The following is an 11,383-nucleotide window of genomic DNA, read 5'->3' on the forward strand; positions in this document are numbered from 1 at the left end:
GCAGCCCGACGCAGACGGCGGTGGCCGAGCGCGCGGGCGCCCGCAGCCAGTTCGCCCAGCTCGTCTTCGCGCTGACCGTTTGCCTCGTGCTCGTCAGCCTCGTCGGCTGGCTTCGCTATCTGCCGCGCGCGGTGCTCGCGGCGATCATCTTCACGATCGCGCTCGGCCTGATCGACCATCGCACGCTTCGCGCCATGCGGCGGGAAAGCCCCGGAGAATGGTGGCTCGCGCTCGTCACCGCGGCGGCCGTCGCCGGGCTTGGGGTGGAAGATGGCATGGTCATCTCCGTCGTGCTCTCGTTGCTGCGGCATGTCCGCCACAGCTACCGGCCGCATACCGCGCTGCTGCGGCGGGCGGCGATGGGCGGCTGGCAGGAGGAGGAGGCGACGCCCGGGCAGCAGAGCGCGCCGGGGGTGCTGATCTACCGGTTCAACGCCGATCTCTTCTACGCCAATGCCGAGCGCTTCGCCGAGGAGGTGCGGGCCCTGGTGCAGGCAGCGCCGGATCCGGTGCACTTCCTGGTGATCGAGGCGGAGGCGATCCCGAATGTCGATTACTCCGCGGCGCGAACCCTGGCCCGCCTGTTGCAGGATCTGCGCGGCCAGGGGGTGCGCGTGCGTTTCGCCCGCGTCTCGGCGAGCCTGCGGGCGGATCTCATCCGCCATCATCTGATGGAGGAGATCGGGGCGGACCAGGTTTTCGCCACCCGCCACGATGCGCTGCGCGATCTCGGCGGCCTCGCCCCGCGCAAGCCTCTGAAACCGCTGCCGGATGGACCTGACGCGGCCGGATGACCAAAGGAGTGCCCGGAGAGTGACCTAGCGTTCTGCCCGACCGCCCGCGCGGACAGCGCCTCTTTCATACCAGCCGCGCGAGCGGATGAGGATGCGCACAACCGAGAGCATGACCGGCACTTCCACCAGCACGCCGACCACCGTCGCGAGCGCGGCGCCCGACTGGAAGCCGAAGAGCGCGATCGCGGTGGCAACCGCGAGTTCGAAGAAATTGCTGGCGCCGATAAGGGCGGATGGCCCCGCCACGCACCAGGCGACGCCGAGCTTGCGGTTGACCCAATAGGCAAGGCCGGCATTGGCATAGACCTGGATGAGGATCGGCACCGCGAGGAGCAGGATGACGCCCGGGGCGCGCAAGATCGCGGCACCCTGGAGCCCGAAGAGCAGCAGCAGCGTGAGCAGGAGCGCCGCGAGGGAAAGCGGCCCGAGCCGGCGGAGCAGGCGGGCGAGCGCCTCCGGCCCATGCTTGCGAAGCAGCCATCGCCGCCAGAGCTGGGCGAGGCCGACGGGCAGCAGGATATAGAGCGCGACCGAGAGGAAGAGCGTGTTCCACGGCACCGTGATCGCCGAGAGGCCGAGCAGCAGGGCGACGATCGGCGCGAAGGCGACGATCATGATGGCGTCGTTGAGCGCGACTTGCGAGAGCGTGAAATGCGGCTCGCCGCGGACGAGGTTGGACCAGACGAAGACCATCGCGGTGCAGGGCGCCGCCGCCAGCAGGATGAGGCCGGCAATATAGGCGTCGATCTGCGCCGCCGGCAGAAAAGGCCGGAACAGATGGCCGATGAACAGCCAGCCGAGCAGCGCCATGGAAAATGGCTTGACCAGCCAGTTGATGGCGACCGTGGTGGCGATGCCTCGCCAGTGGCGGCCGACCTCGCCCATGGCGCCGAGATCGACCTTGAGCAGCATCGGCACAATCATCAGCCAGATGAGGAGCGCGACCGGCAGATTGACCTCGGCGAGCGTCGCCCGGCCGAGCAGTTCGAAGACCCCCGGCAGCCAGCGGCCGAGGGCGATGCCGCCGAGAATGCAGAGGGCGACCCAGAGGGTCAGATATCGCTCGAACCTGCCCATGCCGGGCGCCTCGTCGGGCGTTGCCACCATCTCGCTCATGCCGGCGCGCCATCGGTGACGGGGGTGCCGTCTTCCTTGGCGAAGGGGCCACGCTGCGGGTTCGGCAGGATAGCGAGCACGGTCTCCGAAGGCCGGCACAGCCGTACACCGAGGCTGGTTTCGACGATCGGGCGGTTGATCAGGATCGGGTGGGCGATCATCGCATCGAGGAGCGCGGCATCGGAGAGCGCCGGGTCATCAAGGCCAAGTTCCCGATAGGGCGTGCCCTTCTCGCGCAGCACGGCACGCACCGGCACCCCCATGCGGGCGATGAGCGCGGCGAGGTCGGCCCGACTCGGCGGGGTCTTGAGATATTCGATGATGCGCGGCTCCTCGCCGCTGTTGCGGATGAGGCCAAGGACGTTGCGGGACGTGCCGCAGGCGGGGTTGTGATAGATGGTGACGGGCATGCTCTGTTCACCGTGCGGATGGAGGGCAGGAGAGCGGGCCGGCGGAGGTGCCGGGAGATGGAACCGGCTGGGCGGTGGCGCCGCCGCAGGTGGCGCCCACGGTCGTGCCCGCACCCAGGGCCTGCCACGCGGAGGCGCAGATCTCCGGCCGCCCGGCGCAGCAATCCTGCATCAGGAAGGCGATGAGGCCGGACAGCGCCGCGACCTCCGCCCGATAGCGGATGGACCGGCCCTCCCGCCGGGAGCGGACGAGCCCGGCCTGTTCGAGATGGGCAAGATGGAAGGAAAGACGGGAAGAGCCCGCCCCCAGCCGCTCCCCGATCATTCCGGCGGCAAGGCCCTCGGGTTCCGCCGCGACCAGCAGGCGGAGGATCTTGAGCCGCGTCTCCTGGGCGAGCGCGGCGAAGGCGGAAAGCGCGGCCTGTTCATTCATATGTATCTCAATATCTATTGAGAGATTGAGATGGCAGTGCCGGTTGCAATTGCCTGCTCCCCGGCATTCGCATAAGAACGCGCGATGCCCGAAGAGCCGGAGCACCTCCCCGACGGCGTACCCCCGCCAGCCGAGCCGCGGGCAGCGGACCCGCCACTGAGCATCCTTCTCGTCTTTCTCCGCCTCGGCTGCACCAGCTTCGGCGGCCCGATCGCACATCTCGGCTATTTCCGCGCCGAATTCGTCACCCGGCGGCGTTGGCTGAGCGAAAGCGCCTATGGCGATCTCGTCGCTCTCGCCCAGTTCCTGCCCGGCCCGGCTTCGAGCCAGACCGGCTTCGGCATCGGCCTTCTCCGCGGCGGGCTGATCGGCGGGCTTGCCGCCTGGCTCGGCTTCACCTTGCCCTCCGCACTGCTGATGATCCTGTTCGCCTATGGCGCCGGCAGCCTCACTCGGTCGGCTGCGGGGCTTGGCCTGCTGCACGGGCTCAAACTCGCGGCGGTCGCCATCGTGGCGCAGGCGGTGCTCGGCATGGCGCGCAGCCTTTGCCCGGATCGGGCGCGCGCCAGCATCGCACTCCTCGCCCTGGGCCTGACGGTGCTGATCCCCTGGCCCGCCTTGCAGATCGGCCTCATCCTGGCAGGCGGGCTCGCGGGCCGGCTCTTCTGTCGCGCGCCGCCGCAGGTGCTGGGCGGGGATGTTTCGCCGCCGGTCTCGCGGCGTTTCGCCGGGTTCTGCCTCGGGCTGTTCGCCACCCTGCTGGCGCTGTCCTTCCTGCCCGCCCGGGCGGGCGCGCTCGCCCTGTTCGAAGCCATCTATCGTGCCGGCGCGCTCGTCTTCGGGGGCGGCCATGTAGTGCTGCCGCTGCTGCACGATGCCGTGGTCAACAGCGGTTGGGTGACGAACGATGCTTTTCTCGCAGGCTATGGCTTCGCGCAGGCGGTGCCGGGCCCGCTCTTCACCTTCGCGGCCTATCTCGGTGCGATCGCCGGCCATGGCGGGGCAGCCGGCGCCTGCCTCGCCCTCGTCGCGATCTTCCTGCCCGGCCTCCTCTGCCTGCTCGGCGCCCTGCCCTTCTGGCACGCGATCAGGGCCCGGCCGGGCGCACGAGCGATGATGCAGGGAACCAATGCCGCCGTCGTCGGCCTGCTCGGCGCCGCGCTCTATAACCCGGTCTGGACAAGCGCGGTGCGAGCCCCGGCGGATTTCGCGGTGGCGGCGGCAGGCTTCGTCCTCCTTGTCGCCTGGCAGGCGCCGCCGCTGCTCGTAGTGTCATGCTCCGCCCTGGCGGGGCTTGGTCTCGCGCTCGGGTAAAGCACACGACCCGCGGGAGATGCGGCGGCCATCGCTCTCTTGCAAATTTGCATGAACACGCATAATTTATGCATAAAGGAAACTGCTCATGCTCCAAGCGCGTGAAACGGCGCCAGCGCCACCTCAGCCGATCAACCCCGCCGCCGCGCTCCGCGGCTTCTTCGCCATCGCCGCCGCCTGGGGCCTCAGTGCCGAGGAATGCCGCACCATTCTCGGCAGCCCGGCCGAGCGCACCTTCTACGCCTGGCGCGCAGGCAACGCGGTGCGCGTGCCGATGGATACGCTGCGGCGCATCGGTTACGTCGCCGGAATCTTCAAGGCGCTGGAACTGCTCTACTCCGATGCGCATCTCGCGGATGGCTGGATCAGGCGACCCAACCGCGCCTTCGGCGGCCAGACGCCGCTGGCCCGCATGCGCGCCGGCGACGTGACGGATCTCGCCGCTGTGCGCGCCTATCTCGATGCCGCCCGCGCCCCCTGGAGCTGAGCCTTGCCCAGCCGCCGGATCGACTGGCCGCAGGCCTGGCGCATCATCGCTTCCCGCTATCCGCCGATCCGCCTCTTCGAGCGGGTAACCGCCGATCCCGCAGCCTGGGATGCCCTGGTGGCGCTCGAACAGCTGACCAATCCGCGCCTGCGGGACGAGGTGGGCGAGATCGCCCTCGTCCCTCCGGAGGAACGGGTGAGCGGACCGGGTGCCAGCTACGTGATGGCCGCCTTCACCCATATCAATCGCCAGGGCTCGCGCTTCGGCGATGGCAGCTTCGGCGTCTATTACGCTGCCGATACCTTGGCGACGGCGATCGCCGAAACCGTCTATCACTTCGAAACCCTGGCGCGGGACAGCGAGGATCCGCCGCGCAGTGAGGATTTCCGCGCGCTCGTCGGGCCCGTCGATGCCGCGTTCGAAGACGTCGCGGCTTTGCCGGAGGCGGAGCGCCGCGCCGTGCTGGACCCTGAGCGCTACGCCGCGGCCCAGGCCTATGGCCGCGCCCTCCGCGAAGAGGGCGCGAATGGCGTGGTCTATCCGAGCGTCCGGCGCCCGGGCGCGGAATGCATCGGCGCCTTCCGCGCGAGCGCGATCGGCATCCCGCATCAGGAACGGCACCTGAAATACCGTTGGAACGGCGCGCGGGTCGATCGCTATTTCGACTATGCGCAGGATGCCTGGATCGGGCTTTGACCGCCGCTATCCCGATCATGCGGGCAGCGAGCAGGGCACCGGGGCTGGCCCGCTCCCTCCCCCGTGCCAAACCGCACGAAATCTGCCACATCTTGGCGAATCGAAGCCGCGCCGGCGCCGTATAGCGCCGGGCCAGCACAACGATAGAGGGATGGAAATGGCCACAACTCCTGCCGCGGATATCGCCGCGCGCCTCAACCGCCTGCCGGCGACGCGCACCATCTGGGGCCTCGTCATCCTCGCCTCCTTAGGCGGCGTCTTCGAGTTCTACGATCTATTCTTCACCGGCTACGTCGCGCCCGGCCTCATCAAATCGGGCCTCTTCAAGCCCGCATCGCTCGGCTTCTTCGCCTCCTTGCACGTCATCGCCGTCTCAGGCTTCGGCACCTTTGTGTTCTCGACCTTCGCGGGCCTGTGGTTCGGCGTCATCATTTTCGCCCGCGCGGTGGACCGGTTCGGACGCAAGCCGGTCTTCCTCGCCTCCCTGATCTGGTACGGCATCTGCACCGCCATCATGGCCTTTCAGTCGAGCGGCGAAGCCGTCAATATCTGGCGCTTCATCGCGAGCTTTGGCTTCGGCGTGCAGCTTGTCACCATCGATACCTATATCTCCGAGATCATGCCGCCGCGCGGCCGCGGCCGCGCCTTCTCCATCAACCAGTTCATCACCTTCTGCGCCGTGCCGATCGTGGCGCTGCTCGCCTGGCTGCTGGTACCCCTGCATCCGCTGGGCCTTGCCGGCTGGCGCTGGGTGGTGCTCATCGGCGCGGCCGGCGCGCTCGCGATCGTCCTGCCGATCGCGCGGCTGCCGGAGAGCCCGCGCTGGCTCGGCATGACGGGCCGGCTCGACGAAGCGGAGCGCATCACCGCGATGCTGGAGCGGCGGGTCACGGCCGATCTCGGCCGGCCGCTGCCGGCGCCGCTGCCCGTCACCGAGGAAGCGCATCAGCGTGGCCGCTTCCGCGAGATCTTCAGCCCCGCCTATCTCAAGCGCACCATCGTGCTCTCCGTCTTCAACGCGGCCCAGGTGATCGGCTTCTACGGCTTCGCCGCCTGGGTGCCGAGCCTGCTCATCGCGCGCGGCATCACGCTGACCCATAGCCTCGAATATTCCTTCATCATCGCGATCGCCAATCCGATCGGGCCGCTGATCGGCGCGCTCTTCGCCGACAAGCTGGAGCGGCGGACCCAGATCGTGCTCGGCCTCATCGTCATGGGCATCGCCATGGCGCTGTTCGCGATCGCCAGCAATCCGGCGGTCCTGATCCTGCTCGGGGTGGCCTTCACCCTTGCCGCGAACATCATGTCCTTTGCCTATCACGGCTACCAGGCAGAGCTTTACCCCACCCGCATCCGTGGCCAGGCGGTCGGCTTCGTCTATTCCTGGAGCAGGCTCGCCGCCGCTTTCGCGGGCCTCGTCATCGGCGTGCTACTGCACCGCTACGGCGTTCCAGGTGTCGCGATCTTCATCGGCGCGGCGATGGTGGTGGGCATCGTCTCAATCGGCGTCTTCGGCCCGCCGACGCTCGGCCGCGCGCTTGAGGAGATCAATCACTGAGGGGGCCAGGCGGCAGGCGCAGCAGGATCGCTTCCGCCGTCGCCGTATCCGTCACCAAGGCGTTGATGAGGCCGGCACGCACCGCGCCGACGATGGCGCCCGCCTTGGCGGGGGAGGCGGCGAGCCCGATGACGAGCGGAATGCGGCGGATCTGCGCGAGGCTCACCGCGATCCGCCGCTCCTCTCCATCCCAGGGGATGATGGTGCCATCCGCCGCGAAATAGTGGCGGATCACGTCCCCCGCCGCATCGCTTAGCACCCGTTCCCCCTGCGTCGCGGCAGCGGCATGCACGGGATCGATCCGGTGCGGCAGGCCGATCCCGACGATGGCGAGCGCCAGCCTGTCCCAGAGCGCGATGCAATCACCGATCGCCCCATCGGCGAGAAAGGCAGCGCGGCTTTCGGCGGATGGCAGTTCCGGCACATGCAGGAAGCGCGGCGTGCCGCCGATCTGCTCGGCCGCCAGACGGACGAACTCGTTGATCTGGAAATGCGGTGCCGCTTGCTGCATCCCCCCCGTCATCGGCACCGTGATCAGCCCCGGCAAAGGCGGCAGGCCGGCGCGGATCGCCTCCCGCACCGCGCGGCCCCAGCCGAGCGCCAGCACCGATCCGGGCGGAGGCGCGGCCTCGCGCAGCATGGTGCCGAGCGGCCCGGCGAGGGCGGCGAGCACCGTCGCCTCCGGCGCCGCCACCACGCCGGCGCGCTTGAGGCCGAGCGCGCGGCGCAGCGTCTGCGCGAGATCCGCGGCCTTTTCCGGCGCCCGCACCTCGATCCGCACGATCCCCTCATCCCGCGCGCGGCGCAGCAGGCGGGAGACGGTGGCGGCCGAAAGATCGAGCCGGCGGGCGATTTCGATCTGCGAGAGATCGTCGAGATAATGCATGCGGGCGACGGCGTAGAGCAGGGTCTGGCTGGCGCGGTCGGTGGCGGGGGGTGTCGGCAAGCCGGTCTCCATGCGGGGCAGCGCGCGATTCCGGGCGCGCCGAGAGGCTCGCTCTCCGATAATCCCTCCGCCGGCCGGTGTCTCCGTGATTTTCAGGCCTGCCGCGGCGCCAGTGCGGATCTTCCCCCGAAGGCGCTACACCGCCGCGCCGGAGAGCGGCCTCGCTAGCCCCGCGCCGCGGCGAGGCGGGATGCGACCGCCGCGGCGAGTGCCGCCAGATCCGCAGGCCCAATGGTGTCGATCGGCAGCACGGGGCCGAGGCCGAGCGGCCTGGCACGGGCAGCCAGCGCTTCAAGCTCCGGCGCGTAATCCGCGCCGAGATGGCCGGCATGGCGGTGCTCGGCGCGTTCGCGATAGCGTCGGCCGATCTCCGCTGGCGGCGCGTGGCACCAGATTTCGCAAGCGATCGCCGCCCCGGCGCCGGCGATATGGCCCGCGATGAAATCCACCGGCTGGAAGCCGAACCAGGCATCGACGATGACGCCGGCCCCAGGCGGAAAGGCGGCGACAAGCGCCCAGATGGCGGCGAAGCTCGCGCGGCCCATGCGGCGGTTGTACAGCCGGTCGCCCGTGCCGAGCTCGGCAAACAGCGCCTCCTTCACCGTATCGAGCGCGAGAAGCGGCAGGCCGAGTTCACGCGCGAGCGCGGCCGCGATGCTGCTCTTGCCGCTGGCCGGCACACCGTTGACGAGGACCGCCTGCCTCAGCATCGGGCGAGGGCGGAAGCCGGCGGCGAAGCGGGCGGCGCCTTCGCTTCCGCCAGGAGGGCGGCGAGCCCGGCGCCGATCAGCCCCGCATCCGAGCCAAGCGCGGCCGCGCGCACCGGGCGCTGGAACCAGTCCGACGCGAAGGGGGCATAGGCGAGGGCGGCGGCGGCTTCGGCACCCAAGCCACCCCCGAGCAGGATGATCTCGGGATCGAAGGCAGCGATGAGGGTTTCGATCGCGGCCCGGAGCGGCGCCGCCCAGCGGGCAAGGAGCGCCCGTGCCGCCCCCTCTCCCCGCGCCGCGGCCGCGAGCAGCGCCTCTGCCTTCACGCCCGGCGGCAGCCCTGCCTCCGCCATTAGCCGGCCGAGGGCGGTGCCGGAGCTGAGCGTTTCGACGCAGCCCTGGCGGCCGCATTTGCAGGCCGGCCCGCCGCCCGCCTGCACCGTGATATGGCCGAACTGACCGGCAAAGGCATGGCCATGCAGAATCTCCCCGCCGAGCGCCACGGCGCCGCCGATACCGGTGCCGATCGTCATCAGCGCGACATTGCCGAGCCCGCGCGCCGCACCCACGGCAAGCTCCGCCCGCAGCGCCATGGCGGCGTCGTTCTCCAGGATCACCGCCCGGCCGGCCGCGCCTTGCAGCATCTCGGCCAGCGGCAGATCGGCGATATCGAGGAAGCCGGCCGAAACTGGCCGATTGCGATGCGGATCGACCCGGCCCGGCAGGCCGATCCCGACCGGCCGCAGACCGGAAGGATCGAGCGCGCGGACGAGATCGACGAGCCGGGCGGCGAAAGCCTCCCGCTCCGGCCGGACCGGCTCCTGCCGACGGGCGCGGAGCTGCCCCGCGGCATCGACGAGCCCCGCCCGCAGATTGGTGCCGCCGATATCGATGCCGATCGCCCCGGAGCTTGCCCTGCCGCCCAGCATGCCCGGCACCCTGGCCTCAGGCCGCCGCCATGGTGGGCCGGGCACCGCTGCCGGCGGCGCGCACGGCCTCGGCCAGGGCCCGCAGGCGCGGCACGGCGAGCGTCGTCAGCCGCTCTGCGGTGGTGGTGGGATCGAGCGTGATGCAATCCTTCCAGAGCGAACGCCCGGCGATGATGCCCGAGGCGCCGTGCATCATGGCGACTTTCACCTGATCGATGAAGGTCTCATGATCGACGCCGGCGGAAAGCACCGCCCAGGGCACGGTGCCACCGCAGAGCGCGGTGATGGCGGCGCAAGCCTCCCCCGATCCCGGATAGGGCATCTTCAGCACCTTGGCCCCTTGCGCAAGCGCGATGCGCGCGCAATCCACCACCAGGCTGGGGAAGCGCGCGGCGTAATCCTCCGCCGCCTCGCCCTCCAGCGCATAGGGCAGGATCTCGACGACGAGGAGCAGATCCTCTCGCGCGAAATCGGCGATAGTGGCCTCGATCAGCCGCAGGTTGTGGGCATTGGCGGCCGGCCTGTCGGGCCGGAGATAGACCATGAGCTTGGCGCCGGTGCCGCCCAAGGCCCGCACCCGCCGGGCATCGACGCCCGGGCAGAGCTTCGACAGCCGGAACCCCTCGGGCGAGCGATCCCAGCCCGACTCGTCGAGCCCGATGAGCAGCCCGGTGGAACGCCCGAGGATGCCCTGTTCGACGACGCCGGGGACGGCGCAGTGCGGATCGAGCAGGATGCAGGACGCCGCGACATTGGCGAGGTAGCGGGTGATATCGCCCTTCACCCGCCCCAGCATGGCGGGGGTGATGGCGGCTTCCGCCGCCGCATCCGCGGCGAGCAGCTTGCGCATGCCGCCGCGCTGATCAGCCGCGACCACGAGCATGCGGCCTTCCGCGGTGCAGATCTGCTGATAGCCGCGCCGTTCGGCGGTGGTCATTCTCGTCTGCATCGGCCCGCTTCCTTGCTTCGCGCTTTGTTGCGCGCGCCTCCCGTCGCAGTGAAACAAGTTTCTGCAATTAATTGCAAGTGGTCTGGGCCCGCCGGACGGGCGGTTGACAGCCCGCAGCCGATTGCGCTTGCTGCCCGCTCTATTCGGAGAGGGATGCCGGCCGCGGCGCAAGCCGCCGCCCAGCAAGGCCCGCAAGAGGGTCAGGGGGAAACGATGAGTGGAACGGAACCGGCAGCCCGCGCGCATCCTCTGGCGGCGCTGATCGATCATACGATCCTCAAGCCCGACGCCCGGGAAGCCGAGGTTGCGGCCTTTTGCGACGAGGCGCGGCGCTTCGGCTTTCGCGCCGTCTGCGTCAATCCGATCCATGTCGCGCTCGTCGCCAAGGCGCTCGCCGGCAGCGGCGTCCGCGCCTGCTCCGTCGTCGGCTTTCCCTTCGGCGCGACGACCCCCGCGGCGAAGGCGGCCGAAACCGCCCAGGCGATCGCCGATGGCGCGCAGGAGATCGACATGGTGATCGCGATCGGCGCGCTGAAGGATGGCCGGCTGGATGCGGTGCGGGCCGATATCGCAGTGGTGCGGGCGGCGGCCCGGGGTGGCGTTCTGAAGGTCATCATCGAAACCGCGATGCTGACCGACGAGGAGAAGCGTATCGCCTGCCGCCTCGCCAAGGAGGCGGGAGCCGATTTCGTCAAGACCGCGACGGGTTATGGCGGCGGCGGCGCGACGGTCGAGGATATCGCGCTGATGCGCGCGGCGGTGGGCCCGGCGATGGGCGTCAAAGCCTCGGGCGGCGTGCGCACGCGAGAGGCGGCGGAAGCGATGATCGCCGCCGGCGCCACCCGCATCGGCACCTCCTCCGGCCTCGCGATCATTGGAGAGAGCCGCGTCGCGGCCGGGAGTTATTGAGCATGGCCCGTATCGCCGTCATCGGCAGCACGATGACCGACCTCATCACCTATGGCGCGCGCATGCCCCGCGCGGGCGAGACGCTGGAGGCGACCCGCTTCGCGGTCGGCCGTGGCGGCAAGGGCGCCAACC

Annotated in this window: 13 protein-coding genes; 6 read left to right on the top strand and 7 right to left on the bottom strand. The window is 70.0% G+C overall.

Annotated elements, in window-relative coordinates:
- The coding region (locus ACYQ7X_RS17140; protein WP_459698293.1) for a SulP family inorganic anion transporter at positions 1-794 on the top strand (794 nt) is incomplete at its 5' end.
- Positions 795-818: 24 nt separating this feature from the next.
- Here the strand turns inward: ACYQ7X_RS17140 and arsB are convergent.
- From arsB to ACYQ7X_RS17155, 3 genes are read right to left on the bottom strand one after another with little or no spacing between them, the layout of a single operon-like run.
- Positions 819-1,910 (bottom strand): ACR3 family arsenite efflux transporter, encoded by a 1,092-nt coding sequence (arsB, locus tag ACYQ7X_RS17145; RefSeq protein WP_459698294.1) that lies wholly within the window; start codon positions 1,908-1,910, stop codon positions 819-821.
- Positions 1,907-2,320, bottom strand: coding sequence for an arsenate reductase (glutaredoxin) (gene arsC, locus ACYQ7X_RS17150; RefSeq protein ID WP_459698295.1), 414 nt, complete (start codon positions 2,318-2,320; stop codon positions 1,907-1,909). Before arsC ends, arsB begins: the two co-directional genes overlap by 4 nt.
- Positions 2,321-2,327: 7 nt before the next feature.
- Positions 2,328-2,753, bottom strand: coding sequence for an ArsR/SmtB family transcription factor (locus ACYQ7X_RS17155; RefSeq protein ID WP_459698296.1), 426 nt, complete (start codon positions 2,751-2,753; stop codon positions 2,328-2,330).
- An 84-nt stretch (positions 2,754-2,837) separates the two neighbouring features.
- Here ACYQ7X_RS17155 and chrA point away from each other — a divergent pair, with 84 nt between their 5' ends.
- The 4 genes from chrA (at position 2,838) to ACYQ7X_RS17175 (ending at position 6,808) form a co-directional block, all read left to right on the top strand.
- Positions 2,838-4,067 (top strand): chromate efflux transporter, encoded by a 1,230-nt coding sequence (gene chrA, locus ACYQ7X_RS17160; RefSeq protein WP_459698297.1) that lies wholly within the window; start codon positions 2,838-2,840, stop codon positions 4,065-4,067.
- A gap of 88 nt (positions 4,068-4,155) precedes the next feature.
- Positions 4,156-4,554 carry an antitoxin Xre/MbcA/ParS toxin-binding domain-containing protein gene (locus tag ACYQ7X_RS17165; protein ID WP_459698298.1) on the top strand — a complete coding sequence of 133 codons (399 nt, stop codon included), beginning with the start codon at positions 4,156-4,158 and terminating at the stop codon, positions 4,552-4,554.
- Positions 4,555-4,557: 3 nt separating this feature from the next.
- Entirely contained in the window at positions 4,558-5,250 is a 693-nt protein-coding gene (locus tag ACYQ7X_RS17170) for an RES family NAD+ phosphorylase (protein ID WP_459698299.1), read from the top strand.
- Positions 5,251-5,407: 157 nt separating this feature from the next.
- Positions 5,408-6,808 (top strand): MFS transporter, encoded by a 1,401-nt coding sequence (locus ACYQ7X_RS17175; RefSeq protein ID WP_459698300.1) that lies wholly within the window; start codon positions 5,408-5,410, stop codon positions 6,806-6,808.
- On the opposite strand, the gene ACYQ7X_RS17180 is transcribed toward ACYQ7X_RS17175, so the two are convergent.
- The 4 genes from ACYQ7X_RS17180 to ACYQ7X_RS17195 all read right to left on the bottom strand — a co-directional run bounded on the left by ACYQ7X_RS17180 (position 6,798) and on the right by ACYQ7X_RS17195 (position 10,342).
- On the bottom strand, positions 6,798-7,754 hold the full coding sequence (locus tag ACYQ7X_RS17180) for a sugar-binding transcriptional regulator (RefSeq protein ID WP_459698301.1): 957 nt from the start codon (positions 7,752-7,754) through the stop codon (positions 6,798-6,800). The two genes, ACYQ7X_RS17175 and ACYQ7X_RS17180, sit on opposite strands and share 11 nt — an antisense overlap.
- Positions 7,755-7,918: 164 nt before the next feature.
- A complete protein-coding gene (locus ACYQ7X_RS17185; RefSeq protein ID WP_459698302.1) occupies positions 7,919-8,464 on the bottom strand; it encodes an AAA family ATPase in 546 nt (181 codons plus the stop codon).
- Positions 8,458-9,393, bottom strand: coding sequence for an ROK family protein (locus tag ACYQ7X_RS17190; protein ID WP_459698303.1), 936 nt, complete (start codon positions 9,391-9,393; stop codon positions 8,458-8,460). The genes ACYQ7X_RS17185 and ACYQ7X_RS17190 overlap by 7 nt, the downstream gene beginning before the upstream one ends.
- A gap of 16 nt (positions 9,394-9,409) precedes the next feature.
- Entirely contained in the window at positions 9,410-10,342 is a 933-nt protein-coding gene (locus tag ACYQ7X_RS17195) for a hypothetical protein (protein WP_459698304.1), read from the bottom strand.
- Between the two features lie 213 nt (positions 10,343-10,555).
- Here ACYQ7X_RS17195 and deoC point away from each other — a divergent pair, with 213 nt between their 5' ends.
- On the top strand, positions 10,556-11,251 hold the full coding sequence (deoC, locus tag ACYQ7X_RS17200; protein WP_459698305.1) for a deoxyribose-phosphate aldolase: 696 nt from the start codon (positions 10,556-10,558) through the stop codon (positions 11,249-11,251).
- Positions 11,252-11,383: the final 132 nt, after the last annotated feature.

The sequence above is a fragment of the Acidisoma sp. C75 genome (genome assembly GCF_054665095.1).